Here is a 22,211-nt window from a genome sequence, read left to right as displayed (position 1 = left end):
CCTGCTGCTGGCCACCGATCCGCTGGGGCGCGACAGCACCGGTCCGCGGAACCTCACACGGAACGCGAAACGGCGCCGGTACCCCGCTCCTGCGGGGTACCGGCGCCGTTCGCCGTCCGGGCGGGCTCAGGGCACTTCGACGGCCGCCCAGCTGAACACGCCGCCCGGGCCGACGGAGCGCAGCCGCACGAACAGCGCCGGGCCCGCCGGCAGGTGTTCCGCGACGGCCCGGAACCCGCCCCGCACCGGACGGACCCCGATGTTCCGCACCAGGGTGGGCGCGTCCGCCCCGAGCACGGCGTGGAACGCCTTGAAGGCCGCCTCCTTGACCGAGAACAGGGCGAGGAGGCGGCCTTCGGCCGGGCCCGGACCGGGGGCGAGGTCCAGCCAGTCCCGCTCCGCGGGCCCCAGGACCAGCCGGGCCGTCTCCAGCGGCAGCGGCCGCAGTTCCAGGTCGCAGCCCAGGGCGCGGTAGCGCCGCGCGTCCGCCACGACGGCGACGGCGAGGCCGCCGGAGTGGGAGAGCGAGCCGACGCTGCCCTCGGGGAACGCGGGCCTGCGCCCGCCCGCGAGGTAGCGGATCCCGGTGACGGGCAGCCCCGCGTGCCGCAGGGCGCGCCGGGCCGCGCAGCGCCCGGCGAGGAAGGTGCCGCGTCGCAGGGGGTGCATCGCGTCGGCGAGCCGGCGTTCGTCCGGACCATGCGTCAGGGCCTCCGTCTCGCCATCACGGGCGATGGCGAGACGGAGGCCCTCGGACGCCAGGACCGGAGCGAGCCGGCGCAGTGCACGTTCCACCCGCACCGGATCCGCCTCGGTCCGCGGCCTCATGTACGGAGCAGTTTCTTCAGGATCTTCCCCGCCGGGTTGCGGGGCACCGCGGCGACGAACTCGATGCGCCGGGGGCGTTTGTACGGGGCCAGCCGCTCCGCGAGGTGCCGCACCAGCTCCGACTCCGCCACCGGACCGTCGGTCACCACGTAGGCGACGGGCACCTCGCCGTAGTCCTCGTCCGGGACGCCGATGACGGCCTCGTCGAGCACGGCGGGGTGGGTGTGCAGCGCCCGTTCCACCTCCATGGGGTAGACGTTCATCCCGGCCCTGATGATCAGGTCCTTCGCCCGGTCCACCAGGTGGATCCGGCCCTCCCCGTCGAGGAAACCGAGGTCTCCGGTCCGGGTCCAGCCGTCCACCGTGACGGCCCGGGTGGCCTCCTCGTCGTCCCAGTAGCCGCGCATGACGCCCGGGCCCCGTACGTGGATCTCGCCGACGCCGCCGGGGGAGAGTTCGTCCCCCTCCGGCCCGAGGACGCGCACCGACATGCCGGGGATGACCCGGCCGCTCGGCAGGACCTCCGGCATGGCGTCGGGGGCCGGGTGCTCCTCCGGGCCGAGGGTGACGAACGGGCCGCCCACCTCGGTCATCCCGTACACCTGACGGAAACCGCAGCCGAGGCGGTCCGCCGCCTCCACGTACACGTCCGCGGGCATCGGGGCGGCGCCGTACAGGACCTCCCGCAGGCTCGACAGGTCGGTGGACCCGAGGGACCTGGCCCGCAGCAGGAAGCGCAGCATCTGCGGGACGAGCCACACGTGGGTGGCCCGGTTGTCCGCGATCGCGGCGAGCGCCGTCTGCGGCGTGAAGCCGGGCACCAGCACCAGGGTGGCGCCGGCCGCCATGTACGTCAGGGAGACCACCATGCTGCCGTGGTAGAGCGGGCAGCAGTTGACCAGCACCATGTCGTCCGCCGGCCGCGCGGACGCGAGCCAGCCGAGCGCGATGGCCCGGAAGGAGGCGTGGTCGACGGTGACGCCCTTGGCCCGGCCGGTGGTCGCCGAGGTGTGCAGGACGGCCGCCGGGGCGTCATCGGGCACCGGCGGCAGACCGGGACCGTCCAGCCCCTCGCCGAGCGCCGCGAACTCGGGCCCGTCCAGGGCGACGCGCCAGCGCACGGGCAGCTCCGGGTGGCGTTCCAGCAGGGCGGACTCCCCGAGGACGGCCACCGCACCGGTGCGCTCCACGATCCCCGTCACCTCGGTGGGGGTCAGGCTGTGGTTGAGCGGGACGAACAGGGCGCCGAGCCGGGCCAGGGCGAAATAGCTCTCGATGACCTCGACCCGGTCCTGGGAGAGGACCGCGACCCGGTCACCGCGCCGCACGCCGAGCGCGGCCAGGCCCCGGGCGAGCGATCCGGTGCGCTCGCGGAGGGCGGACCAGGTGACGGACCGGTCCCGGTCCACCACGGCCGCGCGGTCGGGGAAGCACTGGACGTTGCGGTCCAGCAGCTGGGTCAGCCACATCAGGCGCGCCCGGCCTCGGCGCCCGCGAACGCCGCTCCCGCACCTTCGGCTCCCGCTCCTTCGGCTCCCGCACCCTCGCGGCCGGCCACGAAACGCTCGTAGTCGGCGAGGGTGACCAGCCGCTCCATCTCCTCCGCCGTGACCTCGGCGCCCGTGCGCTGCTCGATGAGCAGGACCAGGCGGACCAGGTCGCCCGAGTCGATGCCGCTGGCACCGAGGTCGACGTCGTCGCCGATGCTCTCCGCGAACTCGGGGGTACCGGTCAGCTCCACCAACATCCCTCGTACGACGCTCATGTGTGGTTCTCCTCGTTCTGGCTGATGACGCGCCGTTCGCCGGCGCTCTCGTCGGGTCCGCCCGCGGTCCGTCAACACGGACCGGTCAGGGGCACCTCGTTCGGGAAGAGGCACCGCGGCGCCCCGACCTTCCCCGCACACCGTGTGGGCTACGTCACTCCCGCAATCGTGGTCCCGGAGGGATTGTCACGGGCCCGCCGGGGCTCTTTTCCGGGTGACAGCACCCCACTGGGGGCGACGCCCGGGGACGAACGTCCCCGTCGCCGGATCCCCTCCGAGCGGGAAGGAAACAGCCATCACCGTGACCACGCCACCGGAGCAGGACGGCGACGCACCGCGGTTCGAAGAACTGATCGCCGCCGGCGAGAGCATCGAACCGGACGACGACATGCCCGACGGCTACCGGCGCATGCTGATCCGTCAGATCGCCCAGCACGCCCACTCCGAGATCATCGGCATGCAGCCGGAGGGGAGCTGGCTCACCCGCGCCCCCTCCCTGCGGCGCAAGGCGAGCCTGCTCGCCAAGGTGCAGGACGAGGCGGGTCACGGCCTGTACCTGTACGCGGCCGCCGAGACCCTCGGGACCCGGCGCGAGGACCTCCTCGACGCCCTGCACCGGGGACAGCAGCACCACTCCGCGACGTTCAACGTCACGGCCGCGACCTGGGCCGACACCGGGGCCATCGCCTGGCTCACCGACGGCGCCGCCGTCATCAACCAGGCGCCGCTGTGCCGGACTTCCTACGGCCCCTACGCCCGCGCCATGCGCCGGGTCTGCCTGGAGGAGACCTTCCACGTCCGCCAGGGCTACGACGTGCTCTGGTCGCTGGCCCGCGGCACCGCGAGCCAGCGGCGGATGGCGCAGGAGGCGGTGGACCGCTGGTGGCTGCCCGCCGTGGCCCTCATGTTCGGCCCGCCCGACACCACCGCGGGCTCGGGCCCGGACGCCCGTACGGCGGCCATGGGCGCCGCCGTCACCCGCCGCTCCATGGCCTGGGGCATCAAACAGCACACCAACGACGAGCTGCGCCAACGGTTCGTCGACAGCTGCGTCCCCCAGGCCGAACGGCTCGGCCTGACCCTCCCCGATCCCCTGATCCGGTGGAACGCGGAACGCGGCCACTACGACTTCACCCCCGTCGACTGGAGCACGTACCGCGACGCCGTCGCCGCCGGCACCGAGTGCGCCGCACACCGGGTGGCGCGCCGGATCGCCGCCCACGAGGACGGCGCCTGGGTCCGCGAGGCGGCCGACGCCCACGCCGCCCGGGGCGCGGCCGGCAGCGAGAGGAACGCGGCATGAGCCCGGCCGGCCCGACCGCGCACACGACCTGGGAGGTGTTCGTCCGGATGCGCCGCGGCATGGCCCACCAGCACGTCGGCTCGGTCCGCGGCACCGACTCCGACACCGCGCTCGCCCACGCCCGCGACCTCTTCACCCGCCGGGACGACCCCGCCTCGCTGTGGGTGGTGCCCGCCGACGCGATCCGGGCCGCCACCCCCGCCGAGAAGCCCATGCTCTTCAGCAACGCCGGGGACAGGCCCTTCCGCTACGCGGACGACTACGTACCGCTGCACGGCGACGACCGCGCCGTGCCCGACGACGGGACCACCCATGACTGACACCGACACCCGCCGGCCGGCCCGCCACGACGCCGGCCCGGGCCGCGACCTCGCCGCCTACACCCTGCGCCTCGGCGACGACGCGCTGGTCCTCGCCCAGCGCCTGTGCGAGTGGATCACCCGCGCGCCGACCGTGGAGGAGGACCTCGCGCTCTCCAACATCGCCCTCGACCTGCTCGGCCAGGCCCGCACACTGTTCTCGCAGAGCGGCCGCCACGACGGCACCGGACGCGACGAGGACGAACTCGCCTACGGACGCGAGCCCTCGGAGTTCCGCAACGTCCTGCTCGCCGAACTGCCGAACGGCGACTTCGCCGACCTCGTCGCGCGCCAGCTCGTCTGGACGCACCACGCCCTGCTCCGGTACGAGGCCCTGCGCGACGCGGGCGATCCGGAGCTGGCCGGCCTCGCCCGGCGGGCCGCCGAGGAGACCCGCTACCACCGTGCCCACGCCGACCGGTGGGTCGCCTGCCTCGCCCACGGCACCCCCGAGAGCAAACGGCGCCTCCAGGACGCCCTGGACCGGGTCTGGCCCTACACCGACGAACTCTTCGAGGCCGACGGCCCCGTCCGGCGCCTGGCCCGGAACGGGACGGTCACCTCCCCCACGGCCCTGCGAGAAGCCTGGGAGCAGGAGATGACCACCGTGCTGGCGGAGGCCGGTCTGCGCCGGCCCACCGTGACCGAACACCGCTGCGGCGGACGCCGCGGCGCCCACACCCCGGGCTTCCCCGACCTGATCGCCGAGCTCCGGGAAGTACGCCGGGCCCACCCGGGAGGCACCTGGTGAACCCGCCCGCCCCCCGGCTCTCACCGGCCGCCGTCAAGGTCCGCGTCGAGGCCGTCCCCGACCCGGAACTCCCCATGGTCTCCCTGGGCGACCTGGGCGTCGTACGCTCCGTCGCACCGGCACCGGACGGCGTCGTCGAGGTGGAGATCACCCCCACCTTCCTCGGCTGCCCGGCCATGCCGGAGATCGAATCCGACATCCGGGACGTCCTGACCGCCTGCGGCCACCCCGACGGCCGGGTCCGCCAGGTCCTCTCCCCGGCCTGGTCCTCCGAATGGATCAGCACCGCGGGCCGGAACAAGCTCGCCGAGCACGGCATCGCACCCCCCGCGCCCGTCGGCGCACCGACACCGCTGCGCCTGGGCACCGGCGCCCCCTGCCCCAACTGCGGCTCCGCCGCGACCCGCCCGCAGAGCCTCTTCGGCGCCACCCGCTGCCAGGTCATGGTGACCTGCACCGGCTGCCAGGAGTCCTTCCCCCGCTTCAGGACCGTGTGATGGACGCGACCGCACGGACCGCCCCGCCCCCTGCCGGCGGCTCCGCAGCACCCACCGCGGCCCACAACACCTGGCACCGGCTCCGGGTGACCCGGCTGGAGCGGCCGGCCCCGGACGCGGTGGCCGTCACCCTCGCCCTCCCCGAGGACCTGGCCCCCGCCTTCGCCTTCCGGGCCGGCCAGCACGTCACCGTGCGCCACCGCGCCGACGGCCGGGAACTGCGCCGCACCTACTCCGCCTGCCCGCCACCCGGCGAGCCGGCCGCACTGCGCCTCGTCGTCAAACGGCTCGGCCCCGGCGGCTTCGCCGACCACGCCCAGCACGTCCTGGCCGAGGGGGACACCCTCGACGTCGCCCCGCCCACCGGAACGTTCCGCCTGGCGGACCACCCCGGCGCCCACCACGTCATGGTCGCGGGAGGCAGCGGCATCACCCCGCTGTCCGCCATGGCCGCCGCCGCCCTCCGCGACGACCCGGCCTGCCGGGTCTCCGTCCTGCACGCGGCGCGCGACGCCCGCTCCGCGCTGCTCGCGGACGAACTGTCCGACCTCAAGGATGCCCACCTGGACCGGTTCTGCGCCCTGCACGTCCTGTCGCGCGAGGCCCAGGCCGCCGGCCTGCTCTCCGGACGGGCCGACGCCGCCCGGCTCCGGTCCCTGCTCGCCCTGCTGGAGGCCGACCCCGCGGACGAGGACACCCACTTCTACCTGTGCGGCCCCCAAGGGCTCGTCACCGCGGCCCGCGAAACCCTCCTCGGGGCGGGGGCCGGCCGGGACCGGGTGCGCCAGGAACTCTTCGCCGCCGACGGCACCTTCGCGCCCCCGCCCGCGGACCCGGCGGCCCCCGGCCGGCGGATCACCGTGCGCCTCGCCGGCCGTACGACGACCACCACGACCGACCCCGCGGACCGTTCGCTCCTCGACACCGTCGTCAGGGCGCGCCCCGAGGCCCCCTACTCGTGCCGCGCGGGCCTGTGCGGCACCTGCCGGGCCAAGGTCGTCCGCGGATCCGTCACCACCCCGCCGCGGACCGCGCCCGGCACCGCGGAGCAGACCGACGGCTACGTCCTGACCTGCCGGACCGCGCCGGACTCCGCAGCGCTGGAACTCGACTTCGACGCCTGAGCCCCCGGCCCCGCCGAGGCACCCCGACACCCCTTCACCAGGAGACCCATGCCCACCGCCACCGCCACCGCCACCGCACCGCAGTGCCCGTACGCAGCGCAGGAGGGCGATCCCGACCTCAGGTACGCCGGCCCTCCGCCCTACGAGGCGTACATCCACGCCTCCCTGCTGGGATCCCTCCAGAAACCCCTCTCCGACGCGCCCGGCGAGATGTCCTTCATCGTGACCACCCAGGTCATGGAGCTGTGGTTCACCCTCATCGCCCACGAATGGCGCACGGCCCGTCAGGCCCTCGACGAGGACCGGCTTCCCGCCGCCCTCGACGCGCTGCGCCGCAGCCTCGACGCGCACCGGGCCCTGAACGAGGCCTGGCGCCCCCTCGCCAGGATGACGCCCGCGCAGTTCAACGGCTTCCGCGCGGTGCTGGGCACCGCATCCGGCTTCCAGTCCGCGACCTACCGCCACCTGGAGTTCCTGCTCGGCGACAAGTCCCGCTCGCTCATCCAGGCCCACCGCAACCACCCCGAGGTCTACCGGGAACTGGAGAACGCCCTCGCCGAGCCCTCGCTCTACGACGCGGTACTGGCCCACCTCCACCGCCGCGGCCTGCCCGTCCCCGCAGCCGTACTGGGACGGGACCTCACCGAGCCGTACCCCTTCGACGAGGGCGTGGAAGAGGCCTGGCGGCAGGTGTACGCCGGCCCCCAGGACGACCCCCTGGTGGCCCTCGGCGAACTCCTGACGGACCTCGCCGAGTCGGTCCAGCGCTGGCGCGGCGACCACCTGTTCGCCACCCGGCGCGCGATGGGCGCGAAGACGGGCAGCGGCGGCTCGCCCGGCGTGGCCTGGCTGGAGAAGCGCACGCAGCGCCCCGTCTTCCCCGAGATCTGGAGTGCCCGCAGCCATGTCTGACACCCTTTCGGCGGCCACCGCTCCCGCCCCCCGGACCCCGTCCGCGTTCGCGCTGGCGGAGGAACGCCGCGTCCTCGGCCAGAAACCGGTCATGGCCCCCGTCCACGGCTCGTACGGGCCCCACCCCCACCAGGTGTACGACATGTGGCCGGCGGACGATCCCGACGCGCCCCTGGTGATGCTGCTGCACGGCGGGTACTGGCGCTACGACCGCATGCACCTGACCCCCTTCGCCGCCCACCTGGCGCGCCAGGGCGTCGGCGTGGTCCTGCCCGGCTTCCGCCGCTCGGGCGGCGCCGGCGGCTACCCGGCCACCTTCGACGACGTCGCGCTCGCCGTCGACACCCTCACCGGGGGCCGGCCCTTCGTCCTGGCCGGGCACTGCTCGGGCGGCCACCTCGCGCTGTGGGCCGCGGCCCGGGGCCTGCTGCCCGCCGGCTCCCCCTGGCACACCACGAAGCTGCCCGCGGCCGTGGTCGGCTTCGGCCCCATCACCGACCTCGCCGCAGCGATCCGCGACGACCTCAGCGACGGCGCGGCCCTCCAGCTCCTCGGCGGCGCGCGGGCCGTGAGCGAACGGCTGCCGCTGGTGGACCCGCTGACCCTGCTCACACCCCACGGCACCACCGGAGTCCCCACCGTCATCCTGCACGGCGCCGCCGACGAGGAGGTCCCGCACGACCAGTTCCACGGTTACGCGGCGGTCCACCACGACGCCCGGCTGATCAGCCTGCCCGGCACCGGCCACTACACCTTCATCGAACCGGGCTCCGAGCCCGCCCGGATCCTCGTCGACCTGCTGCGCCGGCTCCACGCCGAGCACGCCCGACCCGGGACCCCCTGATCGCGCCGCCCCCGCCGGCCTGCCCGGCCCGCCCCCGCCACCCCACCGGAGGACTTCCGTGACCGCACCCGCTTCCCCCGCCGCCGGGATCCTCGCGGCACGCGCGGCCGCACTCGACGCGGCCGACCCGCTCGCCCCGCTCCGGAGCCGCTTCCTGCTCCCCGAAGGCTGCGTCTACCTCGACGGCAACTCGCTGGGTGCGCTGCCCGCCGCCGTCCCGCCCGCCCTCCACGACGTCGTACACCGCCAGTGGGGCACCGACCTCATCCGTTCGTGGGACACCAACGGCTGGTGGCAGGCCCCGCAGCGGGTCGGCGACGCCGTCGGCCGGCTGATCGGCGCGGCGCCCGGCCGCACGCTCGCGGGCGACTCCACCAGCGTCCAGCTCCACAACGCGCTCACCGCGGCCGTCCGGCTGCGGCCGGGCCGGAGCCTGCTCGTCACCGACCCCGCCCACTTCCCCACCGACCTGTACGCCGCCGACACCGTGGCCCGCGTCCACGGCCTCCAGGTGCGCCGGGTGGCGGCCGGGGCCCTGCCCGCCTTCCTCGCCGAGCACGGCGAGCAGGTCGCCGTCTGCTCGTACGGCCCCGTCGACTACCGCACCGGCGAACTCCACGACATGGCCGTCCTCACCCGCGCCGCCCACGCGGTGGGCGCGCTCGCCCTGTGGGACCTGTGCCACGCGGCCGGGGCGATGCCCGTCGCCCTGGACGACCTCGGCGTCGACCTCGCCGTGGGCTGCGGCTACAAGTACCTGTCGGGTGGTCCGGGCGCCCCCGCCTTCCTGTACGTCGCCGAACGCCACCAGTCCGCCTACGACCCCGCGCTGACCGGCTGGAACGGACACGCCAGGCCCTTCGACATGGGCACCACCCACACCCCGGCCGCCGGCCTGGGCCGGGCCCGCATCGGCACTCCAGCGATCCTGTCCCTGCTGGCGCTGGAGGCGGCCCTGACCGCCTTCGACGGAGTCGACCTGCACGCGGTCCGGACCAAGAACCAGTCACTGACCGGGTTCTTCATCGACTGCGCCGACGAACTGCTGGCCGGGCGCGGGTTCGACTGCGTCACCCCGCGCGACCCCGGGCGCCGCGGCGCCCAGGTCGCCCTGCGCCGCTCCGACGCACCCGCGCTGATCGACGCGCTGGCCGGGCGCGGCATCCTCGCCGACACGCGGCCCCCGGACCTGCTGCGGTTCGGCTTCAACTCCCTCTACGTCTCGCACCGCGACGTGCTCAGCGCCGTCCGGGCGTTGCGCGACGTCACCGCGCCCGCCTGACGGACGCACCGCCCCACCCGTCCCGCGCCCACGCGCACGCCCACCCCCTCCGAGAGGAACTCCCATGTCCGACCTGCTCCAGGCCGTCGTCGCCGGTGCCACCCCCGAGGAACTGCGAGCCACCGCCCTCCCGTCCAGCTACCGCGCCGCCTACCTGCGCAAGGAGGACGTGGGGATGTTCGAGGGCGAGACCGACAAGGACGTCCGCCGGTCCCTGCACGTGGGGGAGGTGCCCATGCCCGAACTGGCCCCCAACGAGTGCGTCGTCGCCGTCATGTCCGCCGCGATCAACTTCAACACCGTCTGGTCGGCGATCTTCGAACCGGTGCCGACGTTCGCGTTCCTGGAGAAGTTCGGCCGGCAGGGCTGGTACGGCCGCCGCCACGACCTCCCGTACCAGCAGGTGGGTTCGGACGGGTCGGGCGTCGTGGTGCGCGTCGGTTCCGCCGTGAAGAGCTGGAAGGTCGGCGACAAGGTCGTCATCTCCCCCTCGTACGTGGACGAGGAGGACCACGCCTCCTACGACGACGGCATGATGACCGAGACCCAGCTGGCCTGGGGCTTCGAGACGAACTTCGGCTCGCTCGGGGAGTTCTGCGTGGTCAAGGCCAACCAGCTCGTCAAGAAGCCCGCCCACCTGTCCTGGGAGGAGGCCGCCTCCAACACCCTTTGCGCCGCCACCGCGTACCGCATGCTGGTCGGCAACCACGGTGCCCGCATGAAGCAGGGCGACGTCGTGCTGGTGTGGGGCGCCACCGGCGGCCTCGGCTCCTACGCCACCCAGATGGTGAAGAACGGCGGCGGCATCCCCGTCGCGGTCGTCGGATCCGCGGAGAAGGCGGCGCTGGTGCGGGCGCAGGGCTGCGAGCACGTCGTCAACCGCTCGGAACTCGGTCTGGACGAGAGCGGGTTCCGCCACCCGAAGGCCGGGCGGATCCTCGGCGAGGCCATCCGCTCCCTGGTCGGGGAGGACCCGCAGATCGTCTTCGAGTACCTGGGCGCCGAGACCTTCGGCACCTCCGTGTACGTCGCCAAGCGCGGCGGCAAGATCGTCACCTGCGGTTCGTCGACGGGTTACAAGCACGAGTACGACAACCGGTACCTGTGGATGCGGCTGAAGCAGATCATCGGCTCGCACGCCTTCAACTACCACGAGGCCGTCGAGACGAACCGCCTGATCAGCCGCGGCATGATCCACCCGACCCTGTCGAAGGTGTACTCCCTGGACGCCGCCGGCGAGGCCACCCGGGCCGTACAGACCAACCAGCACATCGGCAAGGTCGCCGTCCTGTGCGCGGCGCCGTCCGAGAACCTCGGCATCGACGACCCCGAACTCCGCGCCCGCATCGGAGAGGACAAGATCAACCTCTACCGCCAGTAGGCCGCCGGAGGCGCCCCTACACCAGGTGCGGGCCCGGTGCATCCGGAGCGCGGGGCGGTTTCCGGTGGTGGGGGCGGGTAGGCGCCGGTCGGAGACCGCTGATCCCACCCCCGAGGTGCGGGTTCCCGCGCGCGCCCTCCGACGGCGCCCCGGGGCGGTCCCCTTCCCGGCCCTTCCCCTGATCGGAGGCCCGCCATGACCCGTACGCCGTCCGCGCCCGCGCCCCATCGGACCGATCACCCGACCGGAATCCGGTGAGGCCGCCATGTCACCGCGTCTCTTCCTGTGCGCCGGCGCCGCCTGCACCGCCCTGCTGGCCCCCGTCGGAGCGCCGGCGGCGACCGCCGACCACGCCGTCGCGCGCGCTGCCCAGGCCGCCGTGATCTCCATACCGGCCATCGGTCTCTCCAACCTGCCGGTCGTCCCGTACCAGGGCAGTCCCGACGACGCCCCCGGCACCCGGATCCAGGACCGGGGCGTGGCCGCGAGCCCGCACGGCCCCGGCGGCGGGGCGGGCCCGGGTGAGGTGGGCAACTACATCGTCACCGGCCACCGGATCGTGGCGGGCGGACCGCTGCGGAACCTGCCGTCGCTGCCCACGGGCGCCTCCGTGATCGTCACCGCGGGGGGAGTCACGTACCAGTACACGATCACCGGAACCCGGACGACTTCCTTCCGCTCGCCGGCCTCGATGGCGGCGCAGCGCGCGGCGGTCCCCGGCTCGCCCGGTGCCGTGCCCATGCGGGCCATGATCACCGTCACCACCTGCCTCACTCCGGAGGACGAGGCGGCGGGCAACTTCTGGCGCGACGCCCAGAACAACCCCGAACACCGCCTCGACAAGATCGGCGTCCTGACCGCCACCAAGTCCTGAGGCCGGCCCAGCCCCACGGCCCCGCCCCACGGCGGGCACACCTCCTGCGCCGTCCCCGGCGGCGGTCGGTCGCCGGGGCGGCCGCGGAGGTGGTTCCGCGTCAGGCGGGGCGTTCCGGGGGCGGGTCGTGCTCGGGGAGGAGGCCGAGGACGTCGAGGAGGGTCTGCAGGTCCGCGCGGTCGGTGGCGTGGGCGGCGACGGCCCGGCGGGCCGCCGCCCGGTCACCAGTGGCGCAGGGTGCGAGCACGGCGGGGTCGTCACAGGCGAAGGGGTCTTTCATTCCGCCGATGCGACCAGGCTCCCGGCCGTCGCGCAGCCCGGCTTGCTCCAGTTGGCCTCAGGCCCCGCCGCCCCGGCCCCGCGGCCGGCGGGTCAGTACTCCTCGTCCGGGTACCCCCACCGGACCTCGGGCTTCGCGCCCGCGGCCACTTCGGAGACCGTCGCCGCGAAGGCCCCCTCGAACTGCGGCTGCCACAGGTAGAACCGCGAGATGCCGAGGGGGAAGTCGGATTCCCCGGAGACGAAGAACGCGCCGTCGTCGTCCTTCGCGACGCCGAGGCTGACCTGGTTCTCGATGTTCTCGTCGCGCAGCAGGCCCTGGAGGGCCCGGACGATCTCCCAGGCCTGCGGCTCGTCCGCGATGCCCGTGACGGTGAAGGCAAGATCGATGTTGACTGACATGGCCACAGGATAGGCGTGCCCTCCGACAGTCCCGCCCCGCCGTGTCCCGCGCTGTCATGCGGGCGCGGGGGAGGGCCCGTTGACGGTGAAGATGCGGTCCAGGTGGTGGCGCAGTACGGCGATCGCCGACTCGGGGTCGCGCTGTCCCACGAGGATGCTCGTGCCCATGGTCGCGGCCATCGCGAGCAGGCTGACCGCTTCCGTGCGGGCGTCGGCGCGCGGGTCGGCCAGCCCCGCTTCCTGTGCCTGGCGCAGGAGGCCGGCCAGGGCGTTCTCGGCGGCGTCGGGGTTGTCGATGAAGGGCTGCGCGGCGAGCGCCTCGTCGGTCACGGAGAGGATCGCGTAGGAGCTGTAGAGGAGGTGGAACGTGCGGCTCTCCTCGTCGGTCGGGAGGGAGGCCAGCAGCAGTGCCTCCACGGTGGCGCGGGGGCCCGGGTCGGGGCCGGCGGCGGCGAGGCGGGCCCCCACCCGTGCGGTGAAGCGTGCCGTCAGGTGCTGGAGCCCGTAGAAGAGCAGCTTCTCCTTGGTCTGGAAGTAGTACTGGACGAGCCGCAGTGAGACGCCGGCTTCGGCCGCCACGTCGCGCATGCCGACGGCGTGCAGCCCCTGGCGCCCGGCGACGCGGATGAGTGCCTCGGCCAGCTGGGTGCGCCGTTCCTCGTGGTCCACGCGCTTCGGCATGTGCTCCGTCTCCGCCCGTCGGGGTGATCCGCTGCCCGGCCGGCCCGGACACCCCTTCATGGTACCGCCGTACCATGAAGAACGTCCCTGAGCCGCCTCAGATGATGTGGATGCGCTCCATGGCGCCTTCGGTGTCACGGATCATCAGGTCGTTGCCCTTGGCGCGCTCCCGCTCGATGAAGCCGAGGAGCAGCACCGCCCGGTTGATCACGTCGGACTTGCTGACGCCGCTCTCCGCGACGAGCTCGGAGACGATCGTCACCGCCGGCGGGCAGAGGGTCACCGAATAGCGTTCGCTGTCGGGGTGGGAGGGGAGCTGGTCCATTGCCGTGCCTTCCTGTCGGCTGGGTTGCACCGATTCCGCACCGGTACCGCACCAGTAGTACACCGGCACTGCGCGCATCCGCATCACATTTACATCGGATCCGCGCACTCCGGGGGCGCCGGGCGCCGGTTCAGCTCTCCTCGGCGGGCGGGAGCGGGCGCTTGTAGTAGCGCCAGGGGAACCAGCCCGCGCCGACGGGGATCCAGCCCTCCGCCTCCATCCGCCGGTTGCGCCCGCCGGCGGCGAGGGTGACCCGGCAGTGCTCCCACGGGTGGTCCGAGGCCTCGACCTCGTGGAAGAAGGAGCCGTAGCCGACCAGGTGCCAGCCCTCCAGCCCGGCGGCCGTGAGGGCCGCCATTTCGTTGAACGCGGACAAGGGGCTGAGCACCCGGCGCTCCGGGCCGTCGGGCCCGCCCGCGGCCGCCCCGGAGGGGACGGCGCCCTTCGCCTTGTCCCCGAAGCGCTGCTGCGCGGCCTGGCGGCTCACTCCCAGGATCCGTCCGACGGTGTCCCAGCTGTGCCCGGCGGCCCGGGCGCCCTGCACGGCCTCGCGCAGGATCCGGCCGGCTTCCTCGGCGCCGACACGTGAGGCGTCGACCAGGCGCAGGTAACCGGCGGCGTCGTGTTCGAGGGAATCGGCCAGTCCGTCGGACGCGCCGAGGACGGCGGCGGCGATGCCCTCCCGGATCCGTACGGTCTCCTCCGGGCCCAGCAGCTGCTCGTCCGTCATCGCCGTGCACCGGCGAGCGGGTCGAGGGCGTCGAGTACGTCCTGGTCGCGGCGGTCGCGGGCGGCGGTGTTCCGGGCCGCGGACCGCCCGAGGAGCCCCGCGACGCCGGCAATCAGGACCAGGGACGCGACGGCCAGGGCCGCCGACCCCGCCGTGCCGAGCCGGTCGGCGAACACCGACGCCAGGGCGGGCAGGCCGATGGCGATCGGCAGCAGGGCGGTCGCCGTCGTGGCGGCGGAAGAGGGCTGGTCGGACGGGCTGTTCGGCTTCAAGATCGGCATGTGTCAATCAAACCTTGACGGACCGGTCGTGTCAAGAATTTCTTGACACGGAGTCCGGGGTCGCCGGAACCGGTCGTTTCGGCCCTGTGTGCCGCCGGGCTGGCAGGGTTATCCCTGACGGTGCGCACGAAAGGAATCCCCGTGAACCCCCGACACCCCTTCTTCGACGCCCACTTCCACGTGATCGACAGCCGGTTCCCGCTGTTCGAGAACGACGGGTTCACTCCCGAGGAGTTCACCGTCGGCCAGTACCGGACCCGTACCGCCGCCCTGGACGTCAGCGGCGGCGCCGTCGTCTCCGGATCGTTCCAGCGCTTCGACCAGGGCTACCTGCTCGATGCCCTCTCCCGGCTCGGTCCGCGATTCGTCGGGGTCACCCAGATCCCGCACGACCTCCCCGACGCGGAGCTCCTCCGCCTCGCCGACCGGGGCGTGCGCGGCGTGCGCTTCAACCTGCGCCGGGGCGGATCGGCGAGCCTGGAGCACCTCGACGCGCTGGCCCGCCGCGCCCACGCGGTGGCCGGCCTGCACACCGAGCTCTACGTCGACTCCCGCGACCTGCCCGAACTCGCGGAGACCCTGGCCGCGCTCCCCGCGGTGAGCATCGACCACCTGGGCCTGCACGCCGACGGCCTCCCGCACCTCCTCGCGCTGGTCGAGCGCGGGGTCCGGGTGAAGGCGACCGGCTTCGGCAGGGTCGAACTCGACGTCCCGGAAGCGGTCCGCGCCGTGCTGAAGGCCGACCCCACCGCCCTGATGGCCGGCTCCGACCTCCCCTCGACACGCGCCCGCCGCCCCTTCGCCGACACCGATCTCGACCTCCTCGCGGACGCGGCCGGAGAACACCTGGACGCCGTACTCCACGACAACGCGGCGGCCTTCTACCGCGTGTGAGCGGCAGGGCCGCGAGGCCGGTGCCCGCCGCGGTGCGCCCGCACCCGACCCGATCGGGCACAGGATGTCGGGTCGGCCGGTACGCGCGCTGCCTAGCGTGGGGATCGCAAGGAAGGAAGGTGACCGGGAGTGCTGGAGCGACTCAACCAGGTCATGGAACACATCGAGGGTCACCTCGACCGGCCCGTCGACGTGGCCGAGCTGGCGCGCGGCGCGGCGACCTCGGAGTACCACCTGCGCCGGATGTTCTCGGCGCTGGCGGGCATGCCGCTGTCGGAATACGTACGGCGGCGGCGCCTGACCGTCGCGGGCGCCGAGGTCCTCACCGGCCGCGAGCCGCTGCTGGACATCGCGGTGCGGTACGGCTACGGCTCGGGCGAGGCGTTCGCACGGGCGTTCCGCGCGATGCACGGCGTCGGCCCGGGCGAGGCCCGGCGCACCGGCACCGCGCTCGTGTCCCAGGCCCGGCTCACCTTCCGCCTCACCGTCGAAGGGAGCAACAGCATGCGATATCGCGTAGTGGACCGGCCCGACTTCACCGTCGTCGGCTACAAGGCCCGGGTGCCACTGGTGCACGCGGGGCCGAACCAGGCGATCATCGACTTCGTCCGCGGGATCGGAACGCAGCGGCTGGGACTGCTGGAACCGCTGTCGGACCAGCAGCCGCAGGGCATCGTGGCGGTCTGTGACGATCTCGATCCGAGCCGTGCGGAGGGCACGGAGCTCGACTACTACCAAGGCGTGATCACGTCGGCACCCGCCCCCGACGGCACCACCACCCTGACCGTCCCGGCCGGGACCTGGGCGGTGTTCACCACCTCCGGCCCGGCCCCGCAGGCCATCCAGTACCTGTGGCGGGACGTGTACGCCCAGTGGTTCCCGTCCAACCCGTACCGCAGCCGCCCCGGCCCCGAGATCCTGCGCACGGACTTCTCCGCCGCGACGTCCGAGGTGGACGCCGAACTGTGGCTCCCGGTGGAGCGGGAACAGGCCTGACCCCGGACAAGGCGGCGCGCCGCCGGCCCGGGGCGGACCAGGAAGTGATAGTCCGCTGATCTGCGGGTAGTCGCCTTCCAGACGGATACGTTCGCCCCGGGACGGGACGGCCCGGCGTCGGTCAGGGGGTTCACCGGATGTCACAGAGCAAGGTTCCCGACTACGTGACCGGCAGGCACGGACCCCACTGGACCCATTCCCTGCGCGCGGCCCAGCGGGCGGGCGCCGTCATCGTCGCCGACGACTCCGGCGAACCGGTCCGCTACGCGCGCGAGGACGGCGGACCGGGCCGTTTCCGCCCCTGGATCGACGGCAACGGCACCCGCTACGACAGCTACGACGTCCACCCCGAATGGTGACCCACCCCGTCAGCGGCCCTGGGAGCGGTACGCGCGCATCGCCAGCGGCATGAACACCGCCGCGATGCCCGCCGCCCAGACCAGCGACCACATGATCGGGCGGCCCGCGGGGGTGCCGAGCAGGAGGCCCCGGAAGGCATCCGACAGCTGCGTGACGGGGTTGACCTCCACCCACGCCTGGAGCCAGCCGGGCATCGTGTCGACCCGGGCGAACGCGCTGCTGGTGAACGTGATCGGGAAGATGAAGGTGAAGGCGTACACCTGCACCTTCTCGGCGTCGCCCGCGACCATCCCGATGAGCACCGCCACCCACGAGACGGCGGCGGCGAAGATCAGCAGCAACAGCGCTCCGCCGAGGAAGCCCGCCACGCCTCCGGTGACGTGGAAGCCCAGCAGCACCCCCAGCGCGATCATCAGGACCATGGCCCACAACTGTTTGGCCAGGTCGGCCGTGATGCGTCCGAACAGCGGCGCCGACCGGGCGATGGGCAGACTGCGCAGCCGGTCGAAGACGCCCTTCGTCAGGTCGGTGTTCAACGACATGGCGGTGTACATGCTCATGAAGAGGGTGTTCTGGACGATGATCCCCGCGAGCGCGTACTGGAGGTACTCCTGCGGGGAGCCCGCCATCTGTCCGCCGAAGACGAAGGTGAACAGGAACACGAACATGATCGGCGTGATGCTGTAGTCGACGAGTTCCAGAGGGTTGTGCTTCACCGAGACCAGGCTGCGCCACGCCATGGTGGCGGTCTGCCGCACGGCGGCCAGGGGCCGCACCGTGCCGCCGCGGCCAGGGTCCCGGGCGATCGTCGTGCTCGTCATGACGGGCTCACCGCCTTCGTGCGCCGCCCGTCGGCGTCCGTGCCGGCCGGCGGACCGCCCGGTTCCGCGCGGTGTCCGGTCAGCACCATGAACACCTCGTCGAGGGACGAGCGCCGCAGGGTGAGTTCGCCGACCTCGATGCCCGCCTGGTCCAGCCGGCGTACGACGCGCGGCATGAGCGACGGGTCGCCGACGGGCGCCGTGACCTCGTCGCCCTCGATCCCGGCCTGGGGCCCGGCCTCCTGCGTGATCAGGGCGTGCGCCGCACCCAGATCGGCCGCGCGGGCGGGCCGCAGCTGCAGCACCTGCCCGCCCACCTGCGACTTGAGCTCGTCCGGGGTGCCGTCGGCGATCACCGCGCCCTTGTCGACGACCACGATGTTGTCGGCGAGCCGGTCGGCCTCGTCCAGGTACTGCGTGGTCAGCAGGGTGGTCATGCCCTCGGCGACCAGGACGCGCAGCATGTTCCACACCTCGCCGCGGCTGTGCGGATCGAGGCCGGTGGTCGGCTCGTCGAGGAAGAGGATCTGCGGTCTCCCGACCAGGCTGGCCGCGAGGTCGAGACGCCGCCTCATGCCTCCCGAGTAGGCCTTGGCGGCCCGGCCCGCCGCGTCCGACAGGTGGAACCGGTCGAGCAGCTCGGCCGCCCGGGCCCGGGCGTCCCCGCGCGGCATGCCGAGCAGCCGGCCGATCATCAGCAGGTTCTCCGTACCCGTCAGGTTCTCGTCGACGGCGGCGTACTGCCCGGTGAGCCCGATCAGCGACCTGACCCGGCCCGCCTCCCGCACCACGTCGTACCCGCCGACCTCGGCCCGCCCCGAGTCCGGCACGAGGAGGGTCGCGAAGATGCGGACCGCCGTCGTCTTCCCGGCACCGTTGGGACCCAGCAGCCCGCACACCGTCCCGGCCGGAACCTGAAGGTCCACACCGGCCAGCGCACGCGTCTCCTTGAAGCGTTTGGCCAGACCCTCGGCCCGGATCGCGTGGCTCATGGGATCACCTCGTCTCCGCGCGGGAAGCGCCAGCAGTCCTACAACTGTGACCCACGCCACTGACAGTCCGCTTCCCGGTGGCCCGTGACCCGGTCCGGCCCCTTCCTCCCGCCCCTCGCCCCGCCCCGGCTCAGCCGGCCCACGGCGCCGTCCGCGGCCGGGCCACGGAGCGGACACCCCCGTGAGGGGTTTCAGCCGCGGTGGAACACGACTTCCGGGTCGGCCGCCGTCGGCCCGTCCAGGCGCGGCGCGGGCATCCCGCGCAGGTGGAGGTCGAAGAAGGCACCGACGTACGACCGGGTGATCTGCTGCGAGCGGGTCCCCGACAGCGGGGTCTCCGGATGGGGGTAGCCCGCCCCGTCGCCGAGCACGGGCCAGTCGGTGAAGGCGGGATGCCCCGCCCCCGTCACGGTCAGCCAGCGCTTCCAGCCGTCCAGCCGGGGCCAGTTGTCCTCCCAGGAGGTGTCCGGGAAGTCGGGCGGCAGCAGGGCCGGGTCCCCGGCCAGCATCAGGAACGGGCGCCCTCCCAGGCCCCCTTCGGGTATCGGCGTGAAGAAGGTCCCGTCCATGTTCACGCCCGCGTGCACGCGCGGATCGGCGGCCATGGTGGCCGAGGCCGCGGCGCCGCCGATGGAGTGGCCGGCCATGCCGACGTGCCGGGGGTCGATCAGCCGGGAGTGGCGCCATGCGGAGTGCGGCCCGGTGAGCCGGTCCAGGACGAACGCCATGTCGCGGGCCCGCCCGTCGGAGACCCGGTGCAGGGACCCGTCGGGGAACACCTGCTCGCAGGCCTTGCAGTCGAGCACCCTCCCGCCGGGGAAGACGGTGCCGTCCGATTCGTACGCGTGGTCCACCGAAGCCACGACGTAGCCCCGGCTGGCGAGGTCCTCGGCCAGGGTGGTCAGCGAGGCGCGCGGCAGGGTGAAGCCGGGGGACAGGAGGACCAGCGGGTAACGGTGGGCCGAGGGCCGGGGCAGCGCGCCGGACCGGGCGTGCGTACGGGTGGCCGCCACGCGCTCGGGCGTGGCGTACTCGCCGAGCTGCCCCCGGTCGGTGAGCAGTGCCCTGGCCTCCGGAACGGCCATGTAGGGGGCGGGAGTTCCGGTGCGGGGGAGTGCCGGGTAGTGGAGCGACAGCAGCAACTCCCGGTCGGCGGCCGGCACCCAGGGGTCCTTGCGCTCGCGGTCCACGAGGTGGAGGGTGTCGCGCCCCACGGCGAAGGCGCCCGTGGGGCGAGGCAGTTCGAGCCGGGTGGCGTCCCCGGCCGGGGCGGTCACGGCGACGGCGGGGGGCGCGAGGGCGGTGGGTACGGCAAGGGCTAAGCCGGCGGCCACTGCCGTCAGCGTACGGATGATCTTCTTCATGCCCGCATCCTAGAGGAGGATGTTAGGCAAGGCTTACCTGATTATCGGGGGCGGGGGTTGACCGGGCTCCGGGCCCGGAACCCCCGCCGCAATCCGGTGTGGACCAGCCAGCCCGCCGTCGCGCCGACCGCGTACCAGAAGAGGTCGGGCGCGTTGAAGGTGGAACCGAGCACGAGGCGGGCCACCGCGCTGCGCCGGGAGAGCTCCGCCGGTACCCCGGTGAGCTGGAAGAACTCGACCGCCCAACTCGCCCCCAAGGCGACCCCGGCCGCCCTCAGGGGCGACACCCGCGGCGCCGCCGCGACGACGAGGGTGAGCAGCAGGACGGTGTACAGCGCGTCCCCGCCGTACTTGGCCGCGTCCCCCTGTGCCACGGCCCTGAGTCCCAGCCCCGCCCCGACGGTCATCACCGCGCCGAGGGCCGCCGCCGTACGGGTGGGCATCGCGCCGGCGGCGGGGGCGCGGTCACGGGTTCCGGACATGAAGATCACCGGGCCATCCTGCCGGACACCGGGGCCACGTCACCCGCTCCGTGCGCCGGTCGTGCGCCGGGCGAGCTCTCGCACGCCCCCGCACGAGGGCTGACCGGAACCGGCCACCGGGCGAGCATGAAGGGCCGGAACCGGCGTCGGCGGAGCCGGAGGCGCCGACCGCATCGACCGCACCGACGCCACAGGGGGACCGATGGTACGACGCTGGCTGGTCACGGGCTGTTCCTCGGGACTGGGGCACGCGCTGGCCTCCGCGGCCGCCCGGGCGGGGCACCGGGTGGCGGTCACCGCGCGCAAGACCGCCGCCCTGGAGGACCTGACCGCCGCCTGGCCCGGCCGGATCACCCCGATCGCGCTGGAACTGCGCGACCCCGCCCAGTGCGAGGCGGCCGTGCGCACCGCCGCCGACCGGCTCGGCGGCATCGACGTCCTCGTCAACAACGCGGGCGGCGGTCTGTTCGGCGCGGTCGAGGAGGTCTCCGACGCCGAACTCCGCGACCAGCTGGAGACCCTGGTCGTCGGCCCGTGGCGGCTCGCCCGCCTGGTCCTGCCGCTGATGCGGGCCCAGGGACACGGCCACATCGTCAACGTCTCCTCCCTGGCCGGCCGGATGGCCTTTCCCGGGCTGGGCGCGTACGTGGCCGGAAAGCACGCCCTGGAGGGCATGAGCCAGGCGCTGGCCGCCGAGGCCGGCCCGCAGGGCATCCGGGTCACCGTCGTCGAACCGGGCGTCTTCGCCACCCGCTACGGGACGGCCCTCACCGAGGCGGGCCGCCGGATGCCCGAGTACGCGGACGCCACCGCGATGATGCTCGACGCCTTCCGCGGACTGGCGGACGACGCCGCCTCCGGACGACCCGAGGACTTCGCCGCCCGGGTCCTCGACGTCGTCGGCGCGGACGGCCCCGTACCCCTGCGGGTGCCCATCGGCGACGACGCGTACGCCTACCTGGACGGGGCGGAACAGGCCTCCCGCGAGGAGCTCGCCGCGGCCCGGGCCCTGGTCCAGGGCCCGCCCCCGCTCTGACCGGCTCAGCGGCGGGCCCTCCACCGCGCGATGAGCTCGGCGGGAGTGCGGGGCGACGGCGTGGGCTCGGCCGGCCACTCCTCCTCCGGCGTGAGCGGAACGTTCGGCATGAGGGAGCGCATGCCCCCCTTCTCCAGCTCGCACAGCGGCGCCCCGCCCGGGATGTCGGGGCGCCCGAGACGGACGGCGAACGGGGCCCCGCCCGCGATCTCGCCCCGCAGGACGGTGACCGCCTTGCGGTGCGTCCTGGCCGAGGTGACGGTCTTGCCGTCGACGAGGATCTCGGCGCGCCGCCGGCCGAGGTCCCGGACGACGGTGATCGAGTGCCCGTCCTGATCCAGGTGGTAACGGTGATGGCCCGCCACGACAGCCTCCCGGAGGTACCCCTGCCCCCAGCCTAGTGCCGTGGCCGGGAAGGTTTGCCGGGTCGCGGCGTCTGGTGCGGTGCATCTCAAGGCGGAGGGCCGCGGCTCGTACTGGACGTACCTCCGTGGTCCGACAACGCGGAAAGGTCCACCGTGCCGGGCGTCGCGACCCGGTGGACCTTTCCGGTCACGGCACTAGGCACTGTCTTCAAAGGGTTCTGATGGGGGATCATGTGCCGCATGGTGCGTCGTCATGAACTGTCGGATCTGGAGTGGGAAGCGT

Annotated in this window: 28 protein-coding genes; 14 read left to right on the top strand and 14 right to left on the bottom strand. The window is 73.8% G+C overall.

Features of this window, described 5'->3' with window-relative positions; translation table 11 throughout:
* Positions 1-126: 126 nt before the first annotated feature.
* From ABZZ17_RS37880 to ABZZ17_RS37870, 3 genes are read right to left on the bottom strand one after another with little or no spacing between them, the layout of a single operon-like run.
* On the bottom strand, positions 127-828 hold the full coding sequence (locus ABZZ17_RS37880) for a 4'-phosphopantetheinyl transferase superfamily protein (protein WP_356883566.1): 702 nt from the start codon (positions 826-828) through the stop codon (positions 127-129).
* Positions 825-2,297: an AMP-binding protein gene (locus tag ABZZ17_RS37875; RefSeq protein WP_356883564.1), complete on the bottom strand. Its 1,473-nt coding sequence runs from the start codon at positions 2,295-2,297 to the stop codon at positions 825-827. The genes ABZZ17_RS37880 and ABZZ17_RS37875 overlap by 4 nt, the downstream gene beginning before the upstream one ends.
* Positions 2,297-2,593 (bottom strand): acyl carrier protein, encoded by a 297-nt coding sequence (locus ABZZ17_RS37870; RefSeq protein ID WP_356883562.1) that lies wholly within the window; start codon positions 2,591-2,593, stop codon positions 2,297-2,299. Before ABZZ17_RS37870 ends, ABZZ17_RS37875 begins: the two co-directional genes overlap by 1 nt.
* Positions 2,594-2,894: 301 nt before the next feature.
* Here ABZZ17_RS37870 and paaA point away from each other — a divergent pair, with 301 nt between their 5' ends.
* From paaA to ABZZ17_RS37820, 10 genes are all read left to right on the top strand, one after another.
* Positions 2,895-3,896: a 1,2-phenylacetyl-CoA epoxidase subunit PaaA gene (gene paaA, locus ABZZ17_RS37865; RefSeq protein WP_356883558.1), complete on the top strand. Its 1,002-nt coding sequence runs from the start codon at positions 2,895-2,897 to the stop codon at positions 3,894-3,896.
* Positions 3,893-4,216 (top strand): 1,2-phenylacetyl-CoA epoxidase subunit B, encoded by a 324-nt coding sequence (locus ABZZ17_RS37860; RefSeq protein ID WP_356883556.1) that lies wholly within the window; start codon positions 3,893-3,895, stop codon positions 4,214-4,216. Before paaA ends, ABZZ17_RS37860 begins: the two co-directional genes overlap by 4 nt.
* The gene (gene paaC / locus ABZZ17_RS37855) at positions 4,209-5,006 is read left to right on the top strand and encodes a 1,2-phenylacetyl-CoA epoxidase subunit PaaC (protein ID WP_356883554.1); all 798 of its coding nucleotides are present in this window, start codon (positions 4,209-4,211) and stop codon (positions 5,004-5,006) included. The genes ABZZ17_RS37860 and paaC overlap by 8 nt, the downstream gene beginning before the upstream one ends.
* On the top strand, positions 5,003-5,503 hold the full coding sequence (gene paaD, locus ABZZ17_RS37850; protein WP_356883552.1) for a 1,2-phenylacetyl-CoA epoxidase subunit PaaD: 501 nt from the start codon (positions 5,003-5,005) through the stop codon (positions 5,501-5,503). Before paaC ends, paaD begins: the two co-directional genes overlap by 4 nt.
* Positions 5,503-6,627 carry a ferredoxin--NADP reductase gene (locus ABZZ17_RS37845; protein ID WP_356883550.1) on the top strand — a complete coding sequence of 375 codons (1,125 nt, stop codon included), beginning with the start codon at positions 5,503-5,505 and terminating at the stop codon, positions 6,625-6,627. Before paaD ends, ABZZ17_RS37845 begins: the two co-directional genes overlap by 1 nt.
* Before the next feature lie 48 nt (positions 6,628-6,675).
* Complete coding sequence (locus ABZZ17_RS37840; protein WP_356883548.1) at positions 6,676-7,539, top strand: tryptophan 2,3-dioxygenase family protein; 864 nt, start codon at positions 6,676-6,678, stop codon at positions 7,537-7,539.
* Positions 7,532-8,383 (top strand): alpha/beta hydrolase, encoded by an 852-nt coding sequence (locus ABZZ17_RS37835; RefSeq protein WP_356883546.1) that lies wholly within the window; start codon positions 7,532-7,534, stop codon positions 8,381-8,383. Before ABZZ17_RS37840 ends, ABZZ17_RS37835 begins: the two co-directional genes overlap by 8 nt.
* A gap of 88 nt (positions 8,384-8,471) precedes the next feature.
* Entirely contained in the window at positions 8,472-9,665 is a 1,194-nt protein-coding gene (locus tag ABZZ17_RS37830; protein WP_356883568.1) for an aminotransferase class V-fold PLP-dependent enzyme, read from the top strand.
* A 64-nt stretch (positions 9,666-9,729) separates the two neighbouring features.
* Positions 9,730-11,046, top strand: coding sequence for a crotonyl-CoA carboxylase/reductase (ccrA, locus tag ABZZ17_RS37825; protein WP_356883544.1), 1,317 nt, complete (start codon positions 9,730-9,732; stop codon positions 11,044-11,046).
* Between the two features lie 265 nt (positions 11,047-11,311).
* The gene (locus tag ABZZ17_RS37820; RefSeq protein WP_356883542.1) at positions 11,312-11,920 is read left to right on the top strand and encodes a sortase; all 609 of its coding nucleotides are present in this window, start codon (positions 11,312-11,314) and stop codon (positions 11,918-11,920) included.
* Positions 11,921-12,020: 100 nt separating this feature from the next.
* Here the strand turns inward: ABZZ17_RS37820 and ABZZ17_RS37815 are convergent, their stop codons facing one another.
* The 6 genes from ABZZ17_RS37815 to ABZZ17_RS37790 all read right to left on the bottom strand — a co-directional run bounded on the left by ABZZ17_RS37815 (position 12,021) and on the right by ABZZ17_RS37790 (position 14,618).
* Complete coding sequence (locus tag ABZZ17_RS37815) at positions 12,021-12,200, bottom strand: hypothetical protein (protein WP_356883540.1); 180 nt, start codon at positions 12,198-12,200, stop codon at positions 12,021-12,023.
* A 92-nt stretch (positions 12,201-12,292) separates the two neighbouring features.
* Entirely contained in the window at positions 12,293-12,601 is a 309-nt protein-coding gene (locus ABZZ17_RS37810; RefSeq protein WP_356883538.1) for a hypothetical protein, read from the bottom strand.
* A gap of 54 nt (positions 12,602-12,655) precedes the next feature.
* Positions 12,656-13,282, bottom strand: a complete 627-nt coding sequence (locus tag ABZZ17_RS37805; protein WP_356883536.1) for a TetR/AcrR family transcriptional regulator — start codon at positions 13,280-13,282, stop codon at positions 12,656-12,658.
* A gap of 97 nt (positions 13,283-13,379) precedes the next feature.
* The gene (locus ABZZ17_RS37800; RefSeq protein ID WP_356883534.1) at positions 13,380-13,607 is read right to left on the bottom strand and encodes a hypothetical protein; all 228 of its coding nucleotides are present in this window, start codon (positions 13,605-13,607) and stop codon (positions 13,380-13,382) included.
* 130 nt (positions 13,608-13,737) lie between these two features.
* Entirely contained in the window at positions 13,738-14,337 is a 600-nt protein-coding gene (locus ABZZ17_RS37795) for a hypothetical protein (RefSeq protein WP_356883532.1), read from the bottom strand.
* The gene (locus tag ABZZ17_RS37790) at positions 14,334-14,618 is read right to left on the bottom strand and encodes a hypothetical protein (protein WP_356883530.1); all 285 of its coding nucleotides are present in this window, start codon (positions 14,616-14,618) and stop codon (positions 14,334-14,336) included. The genes ABZZ17_RS37795 and ABZZ17_RS37790 overlap by 4 nt, the downstream gene beginning before the upstream one ends.
* A 141-nt stretch (positions 14,619-14,759) precedes the next feature.
* On the opposite strand from ABZZ17_RS37790, the gene ABZZ17_RS37785 reads away from it, so the two are divergent.
* The 3 genes from ABZZ17_RS37785 (at position 14,760) to ABZZ17_RS37775 (ending at position 16,867) form a co-directional block, all read left to right on the top strand.
* Positions 14,760-15,512, top strand: coding sequence for an amidohydrolase family protein (locus ABZZ17_RS37785; protein ID WP_356883528.1), 753 nt, complete (start codon positions 14,760-14,762; stop codon positions 15,510-15,512).
* A 129-nt stretch (positions 15,513-15,641) separates the two neighbouring features.
* A complete protein-coding gene (locus ABZZ17_RS37780) occupies positions 15,642-16,508 on the top strand; it encodes an AraC family transcriptional regulator (RefSeq protein WP_356883526.1) in 867 nt (288 codons plus the stop codon).
* Between the two features lie 137 nt (positions 16,509-16,645).
* The gene (locus ABZZ17_RS37775) at positions 16,646-16,867 is read left to right on the top strand and encodes a hypothetical protein (RefSeq protein ID WP_356883524.1); all 222 of its coding nucleotides are present in this window, start codon (positions 16,646-16,648) and stop codon (positions 16,865-16,867) included.
* Between the two features lie 9 nt (positions 16,868-16,876).
* Here ABZZ17_RS37775 and ABZZ17_RS37770 read toward each other — a convergent pair whose 3' ends face one another.
* The 4 genes from ABZZ17_RS37770 to ABZZ17_RS37755 all read right to left on the bottom strand — a co-directional run bounded on the left by ABZZ17_RS37770 (position 16,877) and on the right by ABZZ17_RS37755 (position 20,527).
* Positions 16,877-17,689: an ABC transporter permease gene (locus ABZZ17_RS37770; protein ID WP_356883522.1), complete on the bottom strand. Its 813-nt coding sequence runs from the start codon at positions 17,687-17,689 to the stop codon at positions 16,877-16,879.
* Positions 17,686-18,681: an ATP-binding cassette domain-containing protein gene (locus ABZZ17_RS37765; protein WP_356883520.1), complete on the bottom strand. Its 996-nt coding sequence runs from the start codon at positions 18,679-18,681 to the stop codon at positions 17,686-17,688. Before ABZZ17_RS37765 ends, ABZZ17_RS37770 begins: the two co-directional genes overlap by 4 nt.
* Before the next feature lie 191 nt (positions 18,682-18,872).
* The gene (locus ABZZ17_RS37760) at positions 18,873-20,045 is read right to left on the bottom strand and encodes an alpha/beta hydrolase (protein ID WP_356883518.1); all 1,173 of its coding nucleotides are present in this window, start codon (positions 20,043-20,045) and stop codon (positions 18,873-18,875) included.
* A gap of 41 nt (positions 20,046-20,086) precedes the next feature.
* On the bottom strand, positions 20,087-20,527 hold the full coding sequence (locus ABZZ17_RS37755; protein WP_356883516.1) for a DUF2809 domain-containing protein: 441 nt from the start codon (positions 20,525-20,527) through the stop codon (positions 20,087-20,089).
* A 202-nt stretch (positions 20,528-20,729) separates the two neighbouring features.
* Here ABZZ17_RS37755 and ABZZ17_RS37750 point away from each other — a divergent pair, with 202 nt between their 5' ends.
* The gene (locus tag ABZZ17_RS37750; RefSeq protein ID WP_356883514.1) at positions 20,730-21,563 is read left to right on the top strand and encodes an SDR family oxidoreductase; all 834 of its coding nucleotides are present in this window, start codon (positions 20,730-20,732) and stop codon (positions 21,561-21,563) included.
* Between the two features lie 5 nt (positions 21,564-21,568).
* Here the strand turns inward: ABZZ17_RS37750 and ABZZ17_RS37745 are convergent, their stop codons facing one another.
* A complete protein-coding gene (locus tag ABZZ17_RS37745) occupies positions 21,569-21,928 on the bottom strand; it encodes a hypothetical protein (RefSeq protein WP_356883512.1) in 360 nt (119 codons plus the stop codon).
* Between the last annotated feature and the right edge of the window lie 283 nt (positions 21,929-22,211).

It is taken from the genome of Streptomyces sp. NPDC006512 (assembly GCF_040611935.1).
In the GTDB taxonomy this organism is placed as follows: Bacteria; Actinomycetota; Actinomycetes; order Streptomycetales; family Streptomycetaceae; genus Streptomyces.
This window is presented reverse-complemented; position numbering and strand designations above follow the sequence as displayed.